This window comes from Methylobacter sp. (assembly GCF_036845245.1).
Lineage (GTDB): Bacteria > Pseudomonadota > Gammaproteobacteria > Methylococcales > Methylomonadaceae > Methylobacter_A.
Window position 1 is genome coordinate 46,630 of record NZ_DAIUEH010000020.1, and the last position, 21,432, is coordinate 68,061.

The 21,432-nt window shown below is 46.4% G+C and carries 23 protein-coding genes; 3 read left to right on the top strand and 20 right to left on the bottom strand.

Annotated features, from left to right (window positions below; translation table 11 throughout):
- Positions 1-26: 26 nt before the first annotated feature.
- Positions 27-3,488, top strand: coding sequence for a hypothetical protein (locus V7051_RS10470; RefSeq protein WP_333874904.1), 3,462 nt, complete (start codon positions 27-29; stop codon positions 3,486-3,488).
- A 174-nt stretch (positions 3,489-3,662) separates the two neighbouring features.
- Here V7051_RS10470 and V7051_RS10475 read toward each other — a convergent pair whose 3' ends face one another.
- Positions 3,663-4,019: a helix-turn-helix domain-containing protein gene (locus V7051_RS10475; protein ID WP_333874903.1), complete on the bottom strand. Its 357-nt coding sequence runs from the start codon at positions 4,017-4,019 to the stop codon at positions 3,663-3,665.
- A 368-nt stretch (positions 4,020-4,387) separates the two neighbouring features.
- Here V7051_RS10475 and V7051_RS10480 point away from each other — a divergent pair, with 368 nt between their 5' ends.
- Both V7051_RS10480 and V7051_RS10485 read left to right on the top strand, forming a co-directional pair.
- Entirely contained in the window at positions 4,388-4,660 is a 273-nt protein-coding gene (locus V7051_RS10480; RefSeq protein ID WP_333874902.1) for a hypothetical protein, read from the top strand.
- A 19-nt stretch (positions 4,661-4,679) separates the two neighbouring features.
- Entirely contained in the window at positions 4,680-5,045 is a 366-nt protein-coding gene (locus V7051_RS10485; protein ID WP_333874901.1) for a response regulator, read from the top strand.
- Between the two features lie 88 nt (positions 5,046-5,133).
- Here the strand turns inward: V7051_RS10485 and V7051_RS10490 are convergent, their stop codons facing one another.
- The 19 genes from V7051_RS10490 to V7051_RS10580 form a co-directional block, all read right to left on the bottom strand.
- Positions 5,134-5,907: a TatD family hydrolase gene (locus V7051_RS10490; RefSeq protein WP_333874900.1), complete on the bottom strand. Its 774-nt coding sequence runs from the start codon at positions 5,905-5,907 to the stop codon at positions 5,134-5,136.
- 81 nt (positions 5,908-5,988) lie between these two features.
- The gene (locus V7051_RS10495; protein ID WP_333874899.1) at positions 5,989-6,339 is read right to left on the bottom strand and encodes a PilZ domain-containing protein; all 351 of its coding nucleotides are present in this window, start codon (positions 6,337-6,339) and stop codon (positions 5,989-5,991) included.
- A gap of 2 nt (positions 6,340-6,341) precedes the next feature.
- Positions 6,342-7,349, bottom strand: a complete 1,008-nt coding sequence (locus tag V7051_RS10500) for a DNA polymerase III subunit delta' (protein ID WP_333874898.1) — start codon at positions 7,347-7,349, stop codon at positions 6,342-6,344.
- Positions 7,346-8,017 carry a dTMP kinase gene (gene tmk / locus V7051_RS10505; protein ID WP_333874897.1) on the bottom strand — a complete coding sequence of 224 codons (672 nt, stop codon included), beginning with the start codon at positions 8,015-8,017 and terminating at the stop codon, positions 7,346-7,348. Before tmk ends, V7051_RS10500 begins: the two co-directional genes overlap by 4 nt.
- A complete protein-coding gene (gene mltG / locus V7051_RS10510) occupies positions 8,014-9,012 on the bottom strand; it encodes an endolytic transglycosylase MltG (protein ID WP_333874896.1) in 999 nt (332 codons plus the stop codon). Before mltG ends, tmk begins: the two co-directional genes overlap by 4 nt.
- Complete coding sequence (pabC, locus tag V7051_RS10515) at positions 9,002-9,841, bottom strand: aminodeoxychorismate lyase (protein WP_333874895.1); 840 nt, start codon at positions 9,839-9,841, stop codon at positions 9,002-9,004. Before pabC ends, mltG begins: the two co-directional genes overlap by 11 nt.
- An 85-nt stretch (positions 9,842-9,926) precedes the next feature.
- Positions 9,927-11,171, bottom strand: coding sequence for a beta-ketoacyl-ACP synthase II (fabF, locus tag V7051_RS10520; RefSeq protein WP_333874894.1), 1,245 nt, complete (start codon positions 11,169-11,171; stop codon positions 9,927-9,929).
- Positions 11,172-11,400: 229 nt separating this feature from the next.
- The gene (gene acpP, locus V7051_RS10525) at positions 11,401-11,631 is read right to left on the bottom strand and encodes an acyl carrier protein (protein WP_006890004.1); all 231 of its coding nucleotides are present in this window, start codon (positions 11,629-11,631) and stop codon (positions 11,401-11,403) included.
- Between the two features lie 184 nt (positions 11,632-11,815).
- Positions 11,816-12,544: a 3-oxoacyl-ACP reductase FabG gene (fabG, locus tag V7051_RS10530; protein ID WP_333874893.1), complete on the bottom strand. Its 729-nt coding sequence runs from the start codon at positions 12,542-12,544 to the stop codon at positions 11,816-11,818.
- Complete coding sequence (gene fabD, locus V7051_RS10535; protein WP_333874892.1) at positions 12,537-13,487, bottom strand: ACP S-malonyltransferase; 951 nt, start codon at positions 13,485-13,487, stop codon at positions 12,537-12,539. Before fabD ends, fabG begins: the two co-directional genes overlap by 8 nt.
- A 12-nt stretch (positions 13,488-13,499) precedes the next feature.
- Entirely contained in the window at positions 13,500-14,468 is a 969-nt protein-coding gene (locus tag V7051_RS10540; protein ID WP_333874891.1) for a beta-ketoacyl-ACP synthase III, read from the bottom strand.
- Positions 14,465-15,493: a phosphate acyltransferase PlsX gene (plsX, locus tag V7051_RS10545; RefSeq protein WP_333874890.1), complete on the bottom strand. Its 1,029-nt coding sequence runs from the start codon at positions 15,491-15,493 to the stop codon at positions 14,465-14,467. The genes V7051_RS10540 and plsX overlap by 4 nt, the downstream gene beginning before the upstream one ends.
- A gap of 95 nt (positions 15,494-15,588) precedes the next feature.
- Positions 15,589-15,771, bottom strand: coding sequence for a 50S ribosomal protein L32 (gene rpmF, locus V7051_RS10550; RefSeq protein WP_333874889.1), 183 nt, complete (start codon positions 15,769-15,771; stop codon positions 15,589-15,591).
- Complete coding sequence (locus V7051_RS10555) at positions 15,771-16,298, bottom strand: YceD family protein (protein ID WP_333874888.1); 528 nt, start codon at positions 16,296-16,298, stop codon at positions 15,771-15,773. The genes rpmF and V7051_RS10555 overlap by 1 nt, the downstream gene beginning before the upstream one ends.
- A 110-nt stretch (positions 16,299-16,408) precedes the next feature.
- Positions 16,409-16,915, bottom strand: a complete 507-nt coding sequence (locus V7051_RS10560; RefSeq protein ID WP_333874887.1) for a TPM domain-containing protein — start codon at positions 16,913-16,915, stop codon at positions 16,409-16,411.
- Positions 16,909-17,754, bottom strand: coding sequence for a TPM domain-containing protein (locus V7051_RS10565; protein ID WP_333874886.1), 846 nt, complete (start codon positions 17,752-17,754; stop codon positions 16,909-16,911). The genes V7051_RS10560 and V7051_RS10565 overlap by 7 nt, the downstream gene beginning before the upstream one ends.
- A gap of 1 nt (position 17,755) precedes the next feature.
- Positions 17,756-18,361 (bottom strand): LemA family protein, encoded by a 606-nt coding sequence (locus tag V7051_RS10570; protein ID WP_333874885.1) that lies wholly within the window; start codon positions 18,359-18,361, stop codon positions 17,756-17,758.
- Between the two features lie 110 nt (positions 18,362-18,471).
- Positions 18,472-20,598 carry a sodium-translocating pyrophosphatase gene (locus V7051_RS10575; RefSeq protein WP_333874884.1) on the bottom strand — a complete coding sequence of 709 codons (2,127 nt, stop codon included), beginning with the start codon at positions 20,596-20,598 and terminating at the stop codon, positions 18,472-18,474.
- A 120-nt stretch (positions 20,599-20,718) separates the two neighbouring features.
- Positions 20,719-21,198, bottom strand: a complete 480-nt coding sequence (locus V7051_RS10580; RefSeq protein WP_333874883.1) for a carbohydrate-binding protein — start codon at positions 21,196-21,198, stop codon at positions 20,719-20,721.
- Positions 21,199-21,432: the final 234 nt, after the last annotated feature.

Sequence of the window (21,432 nt, forward strand, 5' to 3'; positions counted from 1 at the left end):
ACTCAAAATTGCAGGAACCAACACGCATGAATTCACTTAACCATCAACCCCAGCCAGACGCATACACGCCAAAACGACTGGATGAATTACAACACATCAACCTGCAACTTGCAGCGCTGGGGCAACCAACCTGTGAAGTCGAAAACGACCCGCAATACCTCAAAATTGCCGGCGGTTTGTTAAAAAACTATTCCCAACAACGTCGCCTGTTAGCACTGGCCAAATACCGTTGCCCGGCAGACCAACGCATTCAGGATTTTCTTAACAGTTACTTGGCTGAAAACGGCATAAACGAAACAGTCAGCTTGCCGGGAGAAACCTTTACTTTGGAACAAAAAGGACTGGCCAGAGAATTGTCCCTGCCTTTCCAGCACAACGAATTTCATTCGCCTTATGTCGACTCTTACCGGATTCAACAAGGCGTGCTGCATAACCCGAAAAACGACAGGCGCACGACCAAAGGCGTGTTTCATATTGCCGCCGGCGGCCTTCCGGTTCCGGCTGACAAAAACGAAGTACCGGTACCGGCTTACGCCGCCCTGCTACGCGCAGCCCTGACGCCTCCCGACGACCTTTTGTCCCTGCCTTTTACCAGCGCGCAGGCCAACACAGCGAAACTCTGGGTTTCATCACTGATGAGACCTATTGTATGCCCCGAAGTTTCCGCCACGATGCCTGCCAAAACGATGGAAGTCCGTTTTTTTGCGCCCGGCGGACTGGTTGCCAACCTGGATTTCGTCGAGTCCATTTTCGGCAATGCAGGCGACCCGTTCCTGCCCGAAAACGATGCCGCATTGGACATTGACCATTGGACCGGTCATACCGGCTGCATTATTCTCGCTTCGCATCTGGTTCATTGCCGGAAAAAAGATCTCGGCCTGCCGCATTTTGACGAAGCGACCGAGCGCCAGCGCAAAGACGGCATGTGCTGGCAACAAGAAGACGAACTCTACAATAACGGCCAGCCTTTTAAACTGGTGTGCCGCAACATGAAAGGCGTCATTGTCACCATTATTGCCGACAACTATTTCGGCTACAGCAAAAAAGAAATCAAATCCCATATCAGCTATTCAGCCAACCTGTATGGCGGTGCTGAAGAAGAACATTCAGGAGGCGCACTGGCTTTCCCGAGAGTTATTCTGGGCGAAATCTTTTTGCCACACGCCTCTTCTTATATCAACGAACATTATTCTTTCGATACAGTCTGTCGGCGGCTGGCCTCTGTACTGGAAGTTAAAGAGCAAGGTTACGCGGTCGACCGAAATTTTCCTGACATCATTTATATCCCTAATACGGCAAAGTTCAACATTCAGCAACAACAAATCAGCTGGACGCATAACAAACAAACGCAAACGCTTAAACTGTTGTTTAACCATACCTATGTCTATCCGAACGGCTTTAAAATCCATATGGAACGCCACCCTCATGCGCCCAGCTGGCGTTTGATCGGCACCCACCAGGAAGGCACTTTCTGCCATAAACCAAGCACCGTATCCGGCGGCGGTAAATCGGAAATTTCCAAATCGATGTCCGGAGCTATTATTTCCGGCGCTGTTTTTGTCGATGATTTCGAAAAAGACATGGATATCGTCACCGAGATATTCGAACGCGATTATTCGACCCGGTTTCTCGACCCCGCCCTGCATGGCGTCGACCAACGCCGCTTGCTCAGCAATGAGCGCACCCTGGGCTCGGTCATCAAACTACTGACCCCGTCTGTAACCCAATATTCGGATGCCCATAACCAGTGGCTGGCAACCATCCCCCGGCATATATTGGCCGTGGCGCTGATGATCAAACGTTTTTATAAAGAGGAATGGGGCTCTGACTGGAGGAAGCATTTTTCCGTCGATATGGTCAACAGTCACCCCGGCAACGAACTGAAATTTCAGGGCCGAAAACTGATTGCCAGCTATCTGCGCGTAGGTTTTGATGAAAAAGGCGCGTGGCGGGTGTTCAAACTGCGTCAGGATTTTATCGCCTCAGCCAAAGTCCAGCTGGAAGACGACATCTCCGCATCGACTGTCGTGCCGGTGCGTTATTTAACGGGACTTAATCCCGATTATAAAAACCCCAGCGTCAAACTGGTTGATAATTGCGAGCAAAGCTTCTTTCAACGTCCTGACGATGCCGTTCATCGAGGCACCGATTTACAAACCGAACTGGATTTTTCACGTACGGACAATTTTATCTCCAATTTCCAGCCGCTGACCGCGCAAGACGCCCGCGAGTTCATCGAAGACGTTATTCATTTCGACGAATTCAGCGAACCGATGCAAAACGTCATCCTTCAGGCGGTTAACGGCAAAGACAGCGAATATTTCGTCTCATCGGCGCATCCTCGTCTGGTTGACGGAAAGCCCAGCCTCAACGTCCGTTATCTGCAACTTCGCCCCGATATCTCCAACCCAAAAATGCGTTATATCGCGGAACTGTCGACCCGCTTGGCGCGAAATCTTGACGCTGCTCAAACGGTCTATTTCCCGGTTAACGCAGTATTGACAGGACGACGTAACAACCCTGCCGACCTGGAATCGGGCATCAGACCGCTGGCTATCTATAATCCGATCCATTACCAGGAACTGCCCGAGCTGTTTATGGATTTTATTTGCAGCCTGACCGGAAAGTCGCCGTCCACAACCGGTGCCGGTTCCGAAGGCGCATTGACCAAAGGCCCATTCAATGCGGTATCGGCCACCGCCGACCTGAATACCGCGTTGGTTTCTTTTATCCTGTGCGGCTACGACGGCTTTTCCACGGCCGCCGGTTACATTGGTTCCAAGCGCCGAATCGACCATGATATCAGTTTGCTGATTCCTGAGATCTGGTCGCGGTTGCCGGTCGCCGAACGCGATCCGGAGTATTTAATCGCAAAAGGACAATTGGAAAAACTGGAAGATTTCGAATACGAGGGCCGTACCGTATTTCAAAGCCGGCTGGGATACCGCATTACCGAACGCTTTGTGCATACTAATTTCGGCAAGATGTTCGATTATCCGACTGCGGTATTCGACGAAGCCATGTTGAAGCCGGAAACGCAGGATCTCGCCAGCTATGTCGACGGCATCGACAATGTCTATGAAGCTCAGCAACGGGTAGCGCAATTGTATATTCAGGACGGCTCCATTGATGACGCCTGCCCTCCATTGAAAGCATTGCTGCATATTATGGTCGACGGTCAGTATGAAGGCAAAACCATCAGCGATCCGGCGATTCGCGCGATGTTCACCCTCGACTATTTACTGCAAAGCGACTGGTATCAGCAGCGCCTTGAAATCAAGCAGCAACGCGACAATGAGCTTTGGCAACAACACAAGGCTTATATCCAACAGCAATTGAGTAAAACGGAACATAATGATTCGGCCAGTCACGCAGAGTTAAGCCAAAAACTCGAATCAGCTGAACACATGCTGACCGAAATCAACGATCCGGCTTATCTGCAACAGCTGCAAGGGACTTTAGGAGCGGATTGGGTGCATCATCAGTAGACCCGACCAGGCCGGTTCGAGCAACAGCGAGAACCGGCGTTTCCGGCCAATTTACAGGTAAGCCCGAGCAATACAACTAAAGCCGCCTAGTTAAAATGTAGGAATAATTCTGTCGCTTTCACGGCGCGCTTCCAAACGGCTTTTAACAATCCACTCAACTTTTGTGTCCGTCTTTTAAATACCGCTAAGGAACTCAATCAATGCCTTTTGTTTGCGTTCAGGCAGGTTCTTAAACAGTTTCAATAGCAGGATTTCCCGTGGTGCCAGTAAGTCATATTCGGGAGCCGATTCTTTTATTCTGCTTCCCCATACCATTTCACCGCGCCCGGTTGCCAGCCATTCAAAGCTAACGCCGGTAATTTCTGCAATTTTAATAAGATTTCCAGTAGAAGGCTCTTTACGAAGAGCAGGTGATTCCCATTGATTGGCAGAAGAGCGTTTAACGCCTACCAGGATGGCTAATGAGGATTGTGTCAGTCCTGAATATTCCCGGGCCTGTTTAATGCGAAAATAAATATCTGTTGTTTCCATGCAAAAAAGTTTACTGGCAGATTACCTTGCGGTCTACGACACTATTGGCTGATGCTTTCCTGTATATTGTAAGAAATCTCTATTTAAAAACACGTCTTCGAACTTGTAGATATCATCTTGATAAAACGCTTGTTATTGTTTTATTTACATAAATATGAGCTATAGAAATATTCAAGACCAAACCATAATGTTTACTATCAACCTACTCTTCTGCCTATTAGCTGCTATCTGTTGACAATTTTTGTTTACTTATAGTAAACTTACTGTGCGGAGTGATTTACATCCGCTGCTGATCTACCGACTTTTAATCTTTTTTATCCTGACATATAGCAAAAATGTAGCTGCGTAATAAAAAGCAGGAAACACTTTTGCCCACCGAAATGACACAAGCCAAGGCTTACGAAGTGAGACAACTTAAAAATAAGGTTCTTTGCCAGTGTAAAGCCGGTCATTGTTTTCTGGAGAAAGACTCCGTCTGGTCCAGACAAAATTTTTCGGAGTCTGAAAATGGTTTTCAGCTGGATGTTGCCTTGCTCAATAATCTGGATACTGAGCGTCTTCGGCAAAAAGACGAATGGCTTGACAGCCTGGGTGTAATAGGAAGCCTCCAGGTTTGTTGTCGCCGCCAAATTGATCGTTAATTGAACTGCCTTTTACAAAGTGAATATATTAATTGCGGAAGATAATCAAATCATTCAAATGCTTTATAGTGAGCTAATGAGTAGCTGGGGTTATGACTTCGATATGGCATCAAATGGTATAGAGGCTGTTGAATTCGCTCAGAAAAATAACGGCAAATATGGTTTTTGCTTAATGGATGTCGAAATGCCAAAGATGAATGGAATTGAGGCAACAAAAATCATCAGAAGAACCACAAATTATTTTCCGATCGTGGCATGCTCGACCAACAATAATTACAAAAAAGCATGCCTTAATGCGGGAATGGATGATTTTGCACTAAAACCATACCTTCCCGATGATCTATTCGCTAAAATCAATGAGCTATCAATTTTCAGGTCGAAATAGACCGGTTCGGGCGATAGCAACAAGACGAATGCCAGCTGAATTCCAAAGAAGCGCTTGAAGGTCTTATCCGGCCAAAGATAATTTAAGACTATGCCAGCTTAAATAATCGATAAAAGTTTTCAGTCGATAACTCTGCAATTTTATTCATCGTCGTGCCGCGCAACTGTGCCAATTGTTCTGCAACATAGCGCACATAGATTGGATAGTTCGGCCTGCCACGAAAGGGTACTGGCGCTAGATAGGGTGAGTCGGTTTCGATAAGGAATCGGTCTTCGGGTACTTTTTTAGCAACTTCCTGGATTTCCTTAGCACTATTAAAGGTGACGATACCGGAGAAGGAAATATAAAAATTCAAATCCAACGCTGCTTTGGCAAATTCCCAATCTTCGGTGAAACAGTGGATAATCCCCCCCACTTCTCCAGCTCCCTCTTCTTCCAGTATACGTAGAGTATCGAATTTAGCTTCACGGGTATGGATAATCAACGGCTTTTTCAACGCTTTCGCCGCGTTAATATGATTCCTGAAACGTTGATGTTGCCAGCCTAAATCACCTTCGCTGCGAAAATAATCCAGGCCGGTCTCGCCTATGCCGATGACTTTGTCGGGTTGGCCTAAAGCGATCAGCTCTTCGACACTGGGATCTTGACCATCCTGAACATTAGGATGTACACCCACGGTCACGGATATTTGCGGATAAGGCGTTACCAAAGCCAGCATTGCCGGATAGGATTCCAAATCTATCGAAATACATAACAGGTGTTCGATTTGGCTGTTTGCCGCTTCGCGCATGAAACAGGAAAAATCATTTTGATACGGCGCCAAATCGATGCGATCCAGATGGCAGTGAGAGTCTATTAGCATGGTTTGTTGTCAAGTTTAAAAAAGAAAGGGCAAGTACGGGGTGACTAAGGGCAATTTTGACTCGCCCTTACGGATGATGATTCACATAGTATGCGTCGAACGATCATTTTCTAAAGAACCGGCCAGATAGTTTTCTATTTTGTTACGCGACATGCCGCCATCTTGGTCGCTAAATTGTACGCCAACGCCACTGGCTCTATAACCTTCCGAACCGGGTGGAGTTATCCAGATTATTTTACCGGCTATCGGTAAGCGCTCGGTTTCGTCCATTAAATTGAGCAGCATAAAAACTTCCTGCCCCATTTCATACTCACGATTAGTGGGAATGAACAGCCCGCCGTTAATCACAAAAGGCATATAGGCTGCATACAAAGCGTTTTTATCTTTAATCGAAAGGGACAATATGCCTTGTCCGGGCCCTGCATCTGCCATGGTCATTTACTCCGGTTAAGTTCGTGCCATTGTATTAGAATTTCTTCAAACAAGAGCTGCTTGTTTATTTGCGTATCTAGCCGTTGCCGGCTTGCCAATAATAGATCATACAATCTATAAAGACCTTTTAATTCTAGCCGCTGGGACAGTTCTTGCAATTGTTGATTTAAGTCCGGGTTATATAAATTCTCGACCTTGGTTTGATAAAAACACTTAATCAAGTCGATAATCCAGGATGTAATCCAGAATATTAACGGCGATGCGGGTAGCTTGTGCCAGTCTTCGGCAATAATCACAGGAGATTTAAGCTGCTTTGCTATCGCCAACCACGCATTGAAACATTCATTATGTAACTTGAGTGTGCCGTCATTGGCATAATCCAGTGCCAATAAAGGCGCCCCCTGCGCTAAAGAAACGTTGCAGTACAATGTTTTATTCGTTGCGGCATCGCACTGCAATGTCTTGGCCAGCCAATCGATTACCGTTTCTTTATCCGGCGAAGCTAAGGCCAATTTCTGGCAGCGGCTAATGATAGTCGCCGGTAATTTGGCCGGTTTTTCGCTGATCAATATGATAACAGTACGCTCTGTCGGCTCTTCAAGGCATTTTAAGAATGCATTAGCCGCCGCATTATTCATATTGTCGGCCGGATTAATGATAACAACGCGATAAGTATCAAACTGCGGTTTTAAGGTCAACCGGGTAACCAGGCTGCGTATCTGCCCGATATTAATACCTTTGCCGGGTTCTTCGGGCCGCACCTGGATAAAATCGGGATGAGTTTCGGCATTAACCAGCAGGCAGCTGCTGCAAAGACCGCAAGCCATACCATTGGTCTGCGGTGTAGCACAAAACAGGGCAACCGCGAACTGATTGGCCAGCTGTTGTTTCCCCAGACCTTTATTGCCGGTGATGAGCAAGGCTTGAGGAATGCGTTTTTGCACAATGTAACCGCACAGATGATCCCAGCTTTGCTGGTGCCAGGGTAACAACCGGTTTGGCACAGTCATTTTGTGGTGCCGTGGCGGGAAGACGTAGGGCAATTCAAGGCGCACAAACCAAACAAACTCCGAATAACATCTGTAATAGCTCTTTGCACATCAATTAACGGCTGGTTGGCTTTTATTAGCTTGATGCGCTCGGGATACAGTTCGGCCTGTAATAAATAAGCCCGCCTGACGCTTTCAAAAAAGCTGACTTTTTCCGACTCGAAACGATCAAAAGCCCCGCGCTTTCTGACACGCTCTATGCCTATCTCAACCGGCGCATCCAATAACAGGGTTAAATCAGGCCTTAATGTGCCTTGCACCAAGTTCTCAAGCCATTTTATGGTACTGATTTTCATGTTCCGCCCTCCGCCCTGATAGGCGTAGGTGGCATCGGTGAACCGATCGCAAAGCACCCATTTCCCTTGCGCCAAAGCCGGTTCAATAACGTGTTTGATATGCTGGGCTCTGGCTGCAAACATCATCAATAACTCGGCCTGTTCTGAAATAGCCTCGCTTTTGTTGTCCAACAATAATTGACGTATTTTTTCAGCAAGCTTGGTGCCGCCGGGCTCGCGCGTAACAACGACAGTGATGTTATGTTGCTCTAAGTAGTCTTTTATAAAGGCCAAGTTAGTGGTTTTACCGACGCCTTCCCCACCTTCCAGTGTAATAAACTTCCCTCGGATCATTTTTTGTTCCTTTGAAATTTGTCGACAGCTGTTATATGGTCTTTTAAGGTTGCAGAAAATACATGCGTTCCGTCACCACGAGCCACAAAATAAAGGCTGTCACCCTTATCGGGATGCAGAACGGCATATAATGCATCGCGTCCGGGCATCGCAATCGGCGTTGGCGGCAAACCGCTAATAACATAGGTATTGTACGGTGTAGTTGTGGTCAAATCTTTAGATTTAATATCGCCCTGATAACTTTCACCCATGCCGTAAATAACGGTAGGATCAGTTTGCAACAACATATTCTGTTCCAGCCTGCGAATAAACACACCCGCTATGACCGGTCTTTCAGTAACTGCCGCGGTTTCTTTTTCTACGATCGAAGCAAGAATCAGGGCTTCATAGGGTGTTTTAAATGGCAGCCCTTCCGTTTTATTGTGCCATTCCTGTTGCAAAACCTGCTGCATTCTGTCGTAGGCTCTTTTTAATAAAGACACATCGGAGGTATGTTTTTCAAAAAAATAAGTATCGGGAAAAAACAAACCTTCAGGCGACGGCATGTCAGACTTGAATTTGGCCATGATACTGCCAAAATCGACACCGTTTAAAGTATGCTCAAGATTAGGATCTTGCTCAATTTCATGCAGTATTTCCTTAAAACTCCAGCCTTCAGGAAAAGTAATGATGTGCTGCTTGGTTTTTCCCTGTACGAATAACGCTAATATTTGAGGTATAGTTAAACCGGAAGTTAACTCGTACTCGCCTGTTTTGATTTTTTTGAGTGCATTTTCCTGAAAAGCGATGACTTTAAACCAGAACGGCTTAACAGATAATTTTTGGGCTACAAGCTTATCGCTAATGAGGTCAAGCGAGTCGCCTTTTTCAATTTCTATATAAACGGTCTTATTAACCAGCGCAGGACTATGAAATGCATTTTGATAGTCTATACACATCCAGCCGCCGACAAACATTAAGATCAACAAGATTAAACCAATGATTCTATTTTTCATTATTGATCAACCTGTCCATCTGCGTTTGGATACTTTTGGTTATAGGACCCACTGAAAAGTGCGTAGTATCGATTTGCTTGACCGGCCAAATGCCAATAATTGAATTACAGACGAATACTTCATCAGCCGAAAACAGCTCATCTGTCGTAAACACATGTTCAATTATCGAAAGGCCATGGTCAGCTGAAATCCTCATTATCATGCCGCGCATAATACCGGCCACACCTGATTGAGCCAGCACTGCGGTATAAAGGCTATTATTTTTAATATAGAACAGATTAGTCATTGTTCCTTCAATGACATGATCATTGACATCGAGCATAAGTCCTTCCTGAATCGCGGAGTTATTCCATTCAGCTCTGGCCATGACTTGCTCAAGCCGGTTCAGGTGTTTAATACCTGCCAGGGTGGAATTCAAGCCTAAACGGGTTGCGCAAATACGGGCAACTATGCCCTGCTCTCGGTATATTTCAGGATAATCGGGATAAGGATGAAGACTTAATACGCGGGTAGGTCGAATCACATCGGGTTGGCGATAACCTCGGCCACCCGAACCGCGTGTGATTATGATTTTAAGCACAGCCTGACGGGAGTGAATACCCAAAGCCCATCGGCGGCAAAGCTCTCCAGCTTCAAAACGTAGTAATTCTGTATCCTGAAAAGGTATGAAAAGCCGTTGGCAGCCTGCATTGAGCCGTTCCAAATGGCGCTCAAGAAAAACAGCTTGTCCGTTTCTGACTTCGATGGTTTCGAATAATCCATCTCCGTACTGGAAACCACGATCAGCTATTTCAATATGCTCCCTGCTTTCACCATTGATGAGAATCATTTTTTCTAGCCGGATAGTACCCATGCAGGATAAATGGCGTTATGGCAAAGGTGGGCAAAAAAGCATTGCCCACCTACAAGGCTAATTACTCATAGCGTTTAAAAACTAACGAGCCGTTAGTACCACCAAAACCAAACGAATTGGACATAGCCACATCGATCTTCATATTTCTTGCAGTATTCGGCACAAAATCCAAATCACATTCCGGATCTTGATTTTCCAGATTGATGGTCGGTGGCGCGATTTGGTTTTTGATACTCAATGCGGTCAGCACTGCTTCAATACCGCCCGCAGCACCTAATAAATGACCGATCATAGACTTTGTCGAGCTGACGGCAACTTTATAGGCGTGGTCGCCCAATGCCGCTTTCATCGCCTGAGTTTCGCCCACATCGCCAGCCGGCGTTGATGTGCCGTGTGCATTAATATAATCGACAGCATCGACATTTAAACCGGCATCACGTAGCGCATTCTTCATGCAACGTGCAGCGCCTTCGCCACCGACTGAAGGTGTAGTCATGTGATAAGCGTCACCGCTCATGCCAAAGCCTACCAATTCAGCATAAATTTTTGCACCGCGCGCTTTAGCATGCTCCAGTTCTTCTAGAACCACAACACCTGCGCCATCGCTTAGTACGAAGCCGTCACGGTCTTTATCCCAAGGACGACTGGCGGCTTGCGGATTATCATTGCGGCGGGACAAAGCTTTTGCCGAAGCAAAACCGCCCATTGCCGTCGGTGATGTGGTACAGCGTTCAGCGCCACCCGCAATCATTACATCAGCATCGCCATACTTAATTAATCGTGCTGCATCGCCAATATTATGCGTGCCTGTTGAACACGCTGTAACAATGGCATAATTTGGACCTTTTAATCCATATTTGATTGAAAGGTTGCCTGAAATCATGTTGATAATATTACCAGGGACAAAGAATGGAGAGATACGGCGTGGACCGCTCTTATCATAAAGCGCGTAACATTCTTCAATACCGGTAATACCACCTATACCCGATCCGATAGCAACACCGATACGTTCGGCATTAGCCTCGGTTACTTCAATACCTGAATCTTCAATAGCCTGACAACCTGCGGCAATACCATAATGAATAAAACCATCCATACGTTTGGCATCTTTTTCGGGAATATACTGGCTAATATCGAAATTTCTTATAACGCCGCCAAATGTGGTTGCAAAAGAAGAAATGTCGAAGGAATCAATTGGGCTTATGCCGCTTTTACCATTAATAATACCGTCCCATGTTTCTGGAACCGTGTTAGCTAAAGGCGTGATTGCGCCTAATCCAGTTATTACAACTCGACGTTTGCTCAATGTGATTTACCGTAAGAAAAATAAAGGAGGGAATAAAGAGTTCGTTATATAGGCTGGATAGTGCATCGCAACTTGATATCGAAGCACTAAGTATGGGTTACGCTACGTTTGGCAATTGCTCCGTGCGTTGCTTTGCCTTCTATGTCGGCAATTGCTCCTGTACTGCTCTATCTTCTGCATCCATGCAGTCGTAACCCAACCTACAAGCTCATCAACTAAAAGATGAGTTTTAAGCGTTTTTTACTACGTAATCGATAGCTTGCTGAACAGTTGTTATTTTTTCAGCTTCATCGTCTGGAATTTCGCATTCGAATTCTTCTTCAAGAGCCATGACGAGTTCAACTGTATCAAGAGAATCAGCACCAAGATCATCTACAAATGAAGCATCAGTAGCGATATCTTCTTTAACACCCAATTGTTCTGCAACAATCTTTTTTACTCGTTCTTCAATGTTACTCATAATTATTGTCCTCAAACAATGTAAGTTTCCCGGCGTCTAATCCGAGAACTACAATAGTATTGTTATTAATTTTATTTGAAATTCCGTCTCCGGAAATTCCAGACGGCGGGGGAATTATACTTTATATTGCGACAATGTCACAATATTAAGGCATGAACATACTATACGGCCTATAGGCAACACCTCATGGCATAAACATGCCACCATTTACATGGATATTTTCACCAGTGATATAGGCAGCGCCTTCAGAAGCCAAAAATGAAACCGTATGCGCAATTTCTTCGGCCTTCCCCAAACGAGACAGAGGAATAGATGACAACAGATTACTTTTAATATCATCACTCAACTCCTTGGTCATATCAGTATCAATAAATCCAGGAGACACTGTGTTAATAGTAATATTGCGCGAACCCACTTCTTTAGCCATGGATTTGGCAAACCCAACCATCCCGGCTTTTGCAGCAGCGTAATTTGCCTGCCCTGCGTTACCGGTCGAACCAACTACGGATGAAATATTAATAATACGCCCTGTTTTGGCTTTCATCATGCCGCGCAGCACTGCTTTGCTCATACGAAAAACCGAAGTCAGATTGGTATTGATAATATCATCCCACTCTTCGTCTTTCATGCGCATCAACAAATTATCACGGGCAATACCGGCATTATTAACCAGTACGGCCGGCGCCCCAAACTCGTCATTAATAATTTTCATGACTCCTGCAATGGAGTCCGGATTGGCGACATCAAGCTTTAGGCCTTTACCATTTTCTCCCAGATAGGCGGAAATTGAATCAGCTCCGTTATCTGTAGTAGCCGTACCGATAACAAAAAAACCATCCTTAGCCAATCTTTCTCCAATTGCCCGACCGATGCCACGACTGGCACCCGTTACTAAAGCGATTTGCTTATCCATTGAATTGCTCCAATACTTTATTTAATGTTGCCTGATCGTAAATAGACAGTTGTTCGGCATCCTTGGCAATACGTTTGTTCAATCCAACCAACACCTTACCCGGACCGCATTCAACAAAACAGGTGACACCCTGATCATGCATAAACTTGATACTGTCAGCCCAACGCACCGGTTTATAGAGCTGTTCTTTTAATGCGTTACGGATAACTTCAGGCGCGCTGTGCGATGCGACATCCACATTATGAATCAACGTCATTTTAGGCGTATCAATGACAGTATCTTGCAGCTGCTCATCCAGTTTTTTAGCTGCCGACTCCATTAATGCGCAATGCGAAGGAACACTGACCGGCAACAATACCGCTCGTTTGGCACCCGCTGCTTTTGCCGCAAGCATTGCTCTTTCAACAGCAGCAACGTTGCCCGCAATAACCACCTGTCCCGGAGAATTGAAATTGACCGCTGAAACTATTTCGTCCTCAGCCGCATTTGCACAAACCTGAACGACTTGGTGATCTTCAAGACCTAAAATTGCCGCCATTGCACCAACGCCGGGAGGTACTGCTTCCTGCATCAGTCGCCCTCTTGCTGCAACCAGTTTTATGCCATCTTCAAACGACATGGCCTCAGAACAAACCAAGGCGGTATATTCACCCAAGCTGTGACCTGCCATCCATGCAGGACGAATATTACTGTGCTTACACCAAACCTCCCAAACAGCCACACCGGCGGCAAGCATCGCAGGTTGGGTGTTGTGCGTTTGATTAAGCTCTTCCTCTGAACCTTCTGCAACAAGAGACCATAAATCTTTGCCCAGCGCATCGGATGCCCGCTCAAAAACATGCTTTACCTCAGGATAGGCCGCGGCCAAATCTGTTAGCATACCAACAGATTGCGAGCCCTGTCCGGGGAAAACAAAAGCTAAGTTATAAATCTGGTTATTCATTTCAACACGCTTTTAATATTTAATTAACGCAGAACCCCAAGTGAATCCTGCCCCAAACGCTTCAAGCAACACGACTTGCCCGCGTTGAATGCGACCGTCCCGAACACCTTCATTGAGGGCTAGCAATACAGATGCAGATGAGGTATTGCCCTGATTTTCAAGGGTCAAAATAACATGATCCATGGACATTTTTAATTTTTTTGCTGTCGCCGCAATAATCCGCATATTCGCCTGATGAGGCACCAACCAGTCAACATCGGATTGCTGCATGTTATTTGCAGCCAAGGTTTCATCGACTATGCGACCCAGCGTATTAACAGCCACCTTGAACACTTCGTTACCGCGCATATTGATGTAACCGGCCTCGTCCTTATTCGCCTCAGCAGCGGCCTGAGGATTTGGACAATACAACAGATCTTCATATTCACCGTCAGAATGAATATGCGTCGATAAAATACCGGCTTCATCGGACGCGCTCAGTAATACTGCTCCCGCACCATCACCGAACAGGATACAGGTACCCCTATCCGTCCAGTCAACAAGACGAGAGCAGATTTCCGATCCTACAACAAGTACCTTCTTGGCTGCGCCTGATTTTATATATTGATCGGCAATGCTTAACGCAAAAATTGAACCTGAGCATGCAGCTTGCACGTCAAAAGCGACGCAGTTTTTAATACCTAAGCGTCGTTGCAGTAAACAGCCTGTACTAGGGTAAACACGATCAGGCGTTCCGGTCGCAACAATAATCAGGTCAATTTCATCGGGATCACAAGCCGCCGCTTCTATGGCTTGTCTTGCGGCAATTTCAGCCATGCTTGAAGCGGTTTCATCAGTCCCGGCAATACGACGGCTTTTAATGCCGGTTCGCTCAATAATCCAGCTATCGGAAGTATCAACAGTTTGTGATATTTGTTCATTTGTACGAACTTCTTCCGGCAAATAACCACCGGTACCGATTACTCTTGAATAACGAGTCATGCATTCTCTCTCAGAGCTAAAGTTTTCTCGACTTGCTCGCTTATTTTTCTAATAACATCTTTTTTTATTTCAATTTCAGCGAGATGAATAGCCGTTTTAAACGCCAGCACATCAGCGCCCCCATGGCTTTTAATAACCAATCCGCGTAACCCTAAAAAGCTCGCTCCATTATATAAGCGCGGATCGATGCGTTTTTTAAATGACTTAAGTACCGGATAGGCCAGCAATCCCGCCAACTTGGTTAAAATGTTTTTACCAAAAGCCTCTTTCAATGCAGTACCAATCATTTTGGCCGCGCCTTCAATAGATTTAAGCGCGACATTGCCAACAAAACCATCGGCGACAATTAAATCAACCTCAATATGACCTGCATTTAAAGAATCGCCCTCTACATAGCCTATGTAGTTTAACGATGAATTTTCCAGTAATTTTGCAGCAGCTTTAACTTGCTCATTACCTTTCATGTCCTCTTCGCCAATATTTAACAGGCCTACTTTCGGATTATCGATGTTTTCCACCGCCTTAACCAACTCAGCACCCATCACTGCAAATTGAAAAAGGTGTTCCGCTGTGCAATCCACATTCGCTCCCAAATCAAGCGCATGGGTATGTCCGTTAATTGACGGCAATGTGGAAATGATTCCGGGCCGGTCAATACCGGGAATCATTTTAAGTACAAAACGGGCAGTCGCCATTAAAGCCCCGGTATTGCCGGCACTCACACAAGCATCCGCGCGCCCGTCATGAACCAGATTGATAGCAACCCGCATTGACGAATCTTTTTTATTTTTTAGCGCTTTGGATGGAGATTCATCCATTCCGACGCATTGGGATGCGTGCTGAATGGTAAGTCTATCTTGGTAATTAATTAATGCCTGGGCTAACTGTGGCTTGAGAACAGCTTCATCGCCCACTAAGATCAGCTTTAAGTCTGGATTGTTCTTTAAACAATCCAATGATGCAGGAATGGTGACTTCAGGACCGTAATCCCCGCCCATTGCATCAATCGAAATTGTTAGGCTCACGCTTACGGATGACTCCTGAGTTATTATAAAAAAGCCGAACCTGACCTAATTTGATCAACTTCGGCATTCATCATGCTGCAAGGTGGAAAGATTGATTAATCTTCTTCGCCGTTGCTTACAATTTGGCGACCTTTAAAGAAACCATCTGGAGTAACATGGTGACGGATATGAGTTTCACCTGTCAGTGGATCTTGAGACAAGGTTCTGCCTGTTAATGCATCGTGTGAACGACGTTGACCGCGTCTTGAACGCGTTACTTTACTTTTTTGTACGGCCATTATAAATCTCCAGTGTTTTTTAATTTAGCTAAAATGGAAAAAGGGTTTTCGGTAGAGGACTGCTGTTTATTTTGTAAAGAATCCACCTTGGAATCATCCGACTTTTGATCGAAACAATGATGCTGATGCTTAGGGAATGTAGGCAAAATAAGTAACAACTCGTCTTCAACAATATTCTTTAAAAGGATTTTCTCCTCGTCGACTAACAACGGTTCATAATCCTCGGGCAATCTGTCCGCTTGATCCAACGAAGTAACAATACCCAGCTTGACAGTACTTTTGACAGGCCATTGCAACATCTGTAAGCAGCTTTGGCATTCAAGTTCCAGAACCGCTTCTATTTGCCCTTCAACTGTGGCTAATCTTCCTTCCCGACCAAAAAAAAGTTCCACAGTTACAGCTCCTGTATCGTTAAACAGGATATCTGCCAAACGATCCAAGCTACTTACAGGTATTTGCCCCTTTAATTCACCACGCTTATCAGCTAAGTGCAAGGGATCTATATATTCAGGTAATCGAGCTAACATAACCGCGCAATGGTATATGGAAACAACAAATTCGTCAAATCCTAAATAACATACTCTACTATGAGTAGATCGAATTAAAAACCCGATCTTTAGCCAATAAAAGCAAAAATTCAGCTCTTAACGATAACAGGCTTATTCGAAAGCTCATTGGGATTATCTGCACCGGGCGGAAAATGAGTAGCCAGCAACACCGTAATATGTTCGATGCCCTGCAACGATCCGCTCAGGAAATTACCACGCTTGAATTCTTTCTGCATAGCTTTCGCTATAGCATCCCATTCGACTTGCTCTACGTACTTGGCAATACCCCGGTCTGCGATAATATGAACTTCCCTATCCGCCAACAGCAAATAAATCAAAACGCCGCTATTTTGTTCAGTATCCCAGACCCGCAAATTTGAAAACACATCTATCGCACGTTGACGAGCCGATATACCACGCCAAACCTGGCCCAGTGCAAGTGCATTTTCAACAGCAAAACGAAGCTCGCCGCCGTGCTGATGCTCAGAGTGTTTTACTGCTTCTTCTATTTCTCCAAGCACGGCCTTGGGAAATAACATGCGCCAACGCCACGGTAGAATAAAGGCATGACGAAACCAACGTTTAATATTTACCATGATCCTGATGCCCCTCCCCCACCAAAACGACCGCCACCACCGCCCCATGAATCGCCGCCACTACTGCCGCCAAAGCCGCCGCGATTAGACCAACCGCGTCCGCCTGTTGAACGAACTCCGACGATAAAAAAAACCATTAACCCAACAAATACCGCTATCGAAAATGCCAACCCCAAAACCAGTGCAGCCATCAGGCCGCTACCCAGCCCCGCCAGCAGACCTCCCATGACTCGCCCCATCATGACTGACAGCACAAAACCTGCAATTAAGCCGCCAATCAAAATGAACAGAAAAGACCCTTCGCCCAGATTTTCACCCGAACTTTCAGACGGCGCAGGTAACACCTCTCCTTCGATCAACGTCATTAACTGATCAACCCCGGCATTAATGCCGCCCGCGTAGTCACCTTCCTTAAAATGCGGCGTAATAGTCTCGGCTATCACTCTTTTGGCAATTGCGTCGGGAATCACTCCCTCAAGGCCATAGCCAACTTCCAGCCGTAACTTTCGATCGTCTTTTGCCACTATCAGGATAACACCGTCATCAATGCCTTTACGGCCGATTTGCGCCAAATCAGCAACCTCTATACCGAATTCAGCTATATCTTTTGGTTGGGTGGTAGGGACGATTAACACAGCAATCTGACTGCCTTTTTTAGCTTCAAATGCCGCCAACTTATTTTCCAGCGCGGAGACCTGTTCAGCACTGAGCGTGCCAGTAAGATCCGTGACACGACTGGATAACTCAGGAACGCCAACCATCGCCCAAGCCATCATGCAAAATAACAGCGGGAAAAATAAGGCACCGTAGCGAGCCCGGAGAAATATTGCAGATAACATATTAATGACCAGTAGTCGTTGCAGGCGCACCAAAATCCACTATCGGCGGCTTTGCAATAGCTTGTTCATTTTCTACGGTGAAGCTCGGCTTTGCCTTATAGCCGAACATCATCGCGGTAAGATTGGAAGGAAAAGAGCGCACAGTAATATTGTAATCCTTGACTGCGGCAATATAACGATTGCGCGCCACGGTAATACGATTTTCCGTACCTTCCAGCTGCGCTTGTAAATCACGAAACAGACCGTCGGCTTTCAATTGCGGATAGTTTTCCGCGACCCCCAGCAGCCGTGAAATTGCACTGGTCATTTGCCCTTGGGCAGCAATAAACTTCTGGAACGCCTGTTCATCATTAACCAGTTCAGGTGTGGCCTGCAATGACCCGACCTTGGCGCGAGCCTCGGTCACTTCGGTCAGCACATCCTTTTCATGAGCCGCATAACCCTTTACCACATTCACCAGATTAGGCACCAGATCAGCGCGGCGCTGATACTGGTTTAGCACCTCCGCCCATGCCGCTTTAATGGCCTCATCACCGGACTGTAGCGTGTTATAACCGCAGCCGGACAAAACAGTCATCATGAACAAAACGATCAGCCGTTTAAACATATCAACCTCTCAGGTTAGATTTCAAAACTTAGTAACACCCCTGTATCAGGGATTGCCACCTGCCTAATCCTACAATCAGGCAAATGGCATAACCAAAATGGATGCGTTTTTTAAAAGTTAAACCACCCCGAACCGAATGAAGTAGCAAAAACAAGACTGACTATAGTCATCAGCTTAATTAAAATATTTAAAGACGGACCGCTGGTATCTTTAAACGGGTCCCCCACAGTATCGCCGACCACAGCGGCTTTGTGGGAATCCGAACCCTTACCCCCAAATTGCCCTGTTTCAATCCATTTTTTCGCATTGTCCCAAGCGCCACCGGCATTTGCCATCATCACCGCCAGCAGGAAACCGGAAGACATGGTACCGACCAGCATCCCCGCAAGAGCTTCTTTACCCAACACATGCCCCACTACCAGCGGCACAACAACCGCCAATGAACCCGGCAAAATCATTTCACGCAAAGCGCTTTCCGTACTGATACCGACACAAGTTGCGTAATCAGGCTGCCCAGTGCCTTCCATCAAGCCTGGAATTTCACGAAACTGACGACGCACCTCAACAACAATCTCGTGCGCCGCTTTACCCACCGCCATCATTGTCAGCGCGGAAAACAAATAAGGCATCATCGCGCCAATCAAAATACCCGGCAACATGGTAGGCCCCAGAATATTCAAATTATCGATTTTAGCGGCCGTCACATAAGCGGCCAATAAGGCCAACGCCGTTAGCACCGCCGAACCAATCGCAAAGCCTTTACCGGTTGCGGCAGTCGTATTGCCCAAGCTATCCAGCGCGTCGGTACGATGGCGCACTTCAGCAGGCAAATGACTCATTTCGGCAATGCCGCCCGCATTATCGGCAACCGGGCCATAAGCATCTGTCGCCAACGTAACGCCCAAGGTACTGAGCATACCCACACCCGCCAAAGCAACTGCATAAAGGCCCGCGGCGAGACTACCGTCGGCTTTATGACCCAGCCATATACTCAGCAAGATAGCTACCGAGACAATCAGCACCGGAAACACCGTGCTCATCATACCCACGGCCAAACCTTGGATAATGGTTGTTGCCGCGCCGGTTTGCGTAGCATGGGCAATGGCCTGTGTAGGTTTTTCCGTATAGGATGTGTAATATTCGGTCACATAAGCGATAGCGTTACCCGCTACCAAACCGACCAGTATTACCAGCCAATAATTGAAACTGACGCCAGAAATCAATATAGCAACTAAAGAAAGCCCCAAAATTATTACCGAAGCGCCCCAAACGGAATGGCGCAACGCTTTCAATAAATCGTCCAGACTGGCGTTTTCGTCAATTTTTATCACATATTGCCCGACAAAGCGGAGGATGCGGGCGATAACAGAATCCTTGCCGTTTTCCGACTGTTTTTGTTCTTCGCCAGTCACCATATAAATACCGAAAAGACTGGCAATGATGCCGACAGCGGCAACCAGAAAAGGCAAGCCGATAAACGCCGGCGACTTTGCGCCCAATGCGGCACCTAATGTTGCAGCCGCAATAATAGAACCGCTGTAGCTTTCAAATAAGTCAGCCCCCATGCCCGCAACATCGCCCACATTATCGCCCACATTATCGGCAATGACGGCCGGATTACGCGGATCATCTTCGGGGATACCTTGTTCGACCTTACCGACCAAGTCGGCGCCCACATCGGCGGCTTTGGTATAAATGCCGCCGCCGACCCTTGCAAACAGAGCAATGCTGCTGGCGCCAAAACCGAAGCCGGTAATATAGGTTAATTGATTGGGGTTGCCGTTAAATATCAAAAACAATACCGTCATGCCGATCAGGCTAAAACTGACTACCGCCATACCCATGATAGAACCGCTGCCAAAAGCAACGCGCAACCCTTCATGAAGATTACGGCCGGCCGCTGCTGCGGTTCGGACGTTGGCGCGAACCGCCACATACATCCCCAAGTAGCCTGCGCCTGCCGACGCAATCGCACCCACCACAAAACAGAACGCGGTCTGCCACTGTAAAAATATAGAAATAACCGTTGCGACAATCGCGACGAAAATCGCTATGACGCGATATTCACGCGACAAAAAAGCCGCCGATCCTTCTTGAATAGCCTTTGCAATGGCTTGCATGGCTTCATTACCTTGATCATAGCCAAGCACGCGCCGTAATTCCCAGATCACGAATGCGCCGCCGACAATACCCATCAACAATGCGATAACAACTGATGCGGATGTTGGAAACATCATAACTACCCCTCCTCTTTAGTTAATTTAGCTATAAGCCCATAAGCTCATGCTATTTTTATTATTATTTGTTTAGCTATCGGATGTAATTACTTAGACAGCCATGACTATTAGAAGCGGCATTTACGCTAGACGCAACTGTTTAAGTCCGGCGCAGGCTTCACCGCCACTGATGTCTGGAATTATTCTTAACTCCAACACCTTTAATTGATTAAGCCGGACCTGATAATGCTCGATTTCGCGCGTTGTGTTCGGAGGGGAAAAATGGTATTGCTGACGTAAAATTTCCCGGTAAGCCTCTTCTTTATCCATTAACCAGAGAAGGACAAATTCTTGAGTGCGCGACTGTTGCGGCTCATCGAACACCAGAAAAATATGTTCAATAGTGTGGGGCTGGTCAAAAACAAGACGGATCGTTTGCTCGCCGGCGCATGCCGCTTGCCATCCTGCGCCCGAATCTTCGGCCAGTGATAAGGCAGACTCGACAGGATGTTCAAGGCACTCCGAGGTAAACTCTACTTGGGCCAGATGCTCCAGATTCAGAAAATTCGGATCGGAAGAGGGGGTATTTTCAGCGGCTTGGTTGATTATTATTTTGCGCATTATTAATCACCTGTTGCAATGTAACGTTCATAACAAAAAGAAGCGTCAAACAGGGACAAGGCAAAAGAACCGCATCTTTGCACGTAGCGATATGACGCTGTAAGCTGTTCATCTCCTCGCTTTTACGCTAAGTTTACCGCGCAAAAAACCGGCCGAGGATTAAGCAACAGTGTAAACCACCGTTGACCGGTAATGAAAGATAAGTATTTATGATAAATCCTAACTGCACGAAAC

What these genes read in the sequence shown, in the direction of transcription:
- V7051_RS10470 (WP_333874904.1), top strand. Translation starts at nt 27, where the DNA reads ATGAATTCACTTAACCATCAACCCCAGCCAGACGCATACACGCCAAAA.
- V7051_RS10475 (WP_333874903.1), bottom strand. Translation starts at nt 4,019, where the DNA reads ATGGAAACAACAGATATTTATTTTCGCATTAAACAGGCCCGGGAATAT.
- V7051_RS10490 (WP_333874900.1), bottom strand. Translation starts at nt 5,907, where the DNA reads ATGCTAATAGACTCTCACTGCCATCTGGATCGCATCGATTTGGCGCCG.
- V7051_RS10495 (WP_333874899.1), bottom strand. Translation starts at nt 6,339, where the DNA reads ATGGCAGATGCAGGGCCCGGACAAGGCATATTGTCCCTTTCGATTAAA.
- V7051_RS10500 (WP_333874898.1), bottom strand. Translation starts at nt 7,349, where the DNA reads ATGACTGTGCCAAACCGGTTGTTACCCTGGCACCAGCAAAGCTGGGAT.
- tmk (WP_333874897.1), bottom strand. Translation starts at nt 8,017, where the DNA reads ATGATCCGAGGGAAGTTTATTACACTGGAAGGTGGGGAAGGCGTCGGT.
- mltG (WP_333874896.1), bottom strand. Translation starts at nt 9,012, where the DNA reads ATGAAAAATAGAATCATTGGTTTAATCTTGTTGATCTTAATGTTTGTC.
- pabC (WP_333874895.1), bottom strand. Translation starts at nt 9,841, where the DNA reads ATGATTCTCATCAATGGTGAAAGCAGGGAGCATATTGAAATAGCTGAT.
- acpP (WP_006890004.1), bottom strand. Translation starts at nt 11,631, where the DNA reads ATGAGTAACATTGAAGAACGAGTAAAAAAGATTGTTGCAGAACAATTG.
- fabG (WP_333874893.1), bottom strand. Translation starts at nt 12,544, where the DNA reads ATGGATAAGCAAATCGCTTTAGTAACGGGTGCCAGTCGTGGCATCGGT.
- fabD (WP_333874892.1), bottom strand. Translation starts at nt 13,487, where the DNA reads ATGAATAACCAGATTTATAACTTAGCTTTTGTTTTCCCCGGACAGGGC.
- V7051_RS10540 (WP_333874891.1), bottom strand. Translation starts at nt 14,468, where the DNA reads ATGACTCGTTATTCAAGAGTAATCGGTACCGGTGGTTATTTGCCGGAA.
- rpmF (WP_333874889.1), bottom strand. Translation starts at nt 15,771, where the DNA reads ATGGCCGTACAAAAAAGTAAAGTAACGCGTTCAAGACGCGGTCAACGT.
- V7051_RS10555 (WP_333874888.1), bottom strand. Translation starts at nt 16,298, where the DNA reads ATGTTAGCTCGATTACCTGAATATATAGATCCCTTGCACTTAGCTGAT.
- V7051_RS10560 (WP_333874887.1), bottom strand. Translation starts at nt 16,915, where the DNA reads ATGGTAAATATTAAACGTTGGTTTCGTCATGCCTTTATTCTACCGTGG.
- V7051_RS10565 (WP_333874886.1), bottom strand. Translation starts at nt 17,754, where the DNA reads ATGTTATCTGCAATATTTCTCCGGGCTCGCTACGGTGCCTTATTTTTC.
- V7051_RS10570 (WP_333874885.1), bottom strand. Translation starts at nt 18,361, where the DNA reads ATGTTTAAACGGCTGATCGTTTTGTTCATGATGACTGTTTTGTCCGGC.
- V7051_RS10575 (WP_333874884.1), bottom strand. Translation starts at nt 20,598, where the DNA reads ATGATGTTTCCAACATCCGCATCAGTTGTTATCGCATTGTTGATGGGT.
- V7051_RS10580 (WP_333874883.1), bottom strand. Translation starts at nt 21,198, where the DNA reads ATGCGCAAAATAATAATCAACCAAGCCGCTGAAAATACCCCCTCTTCC.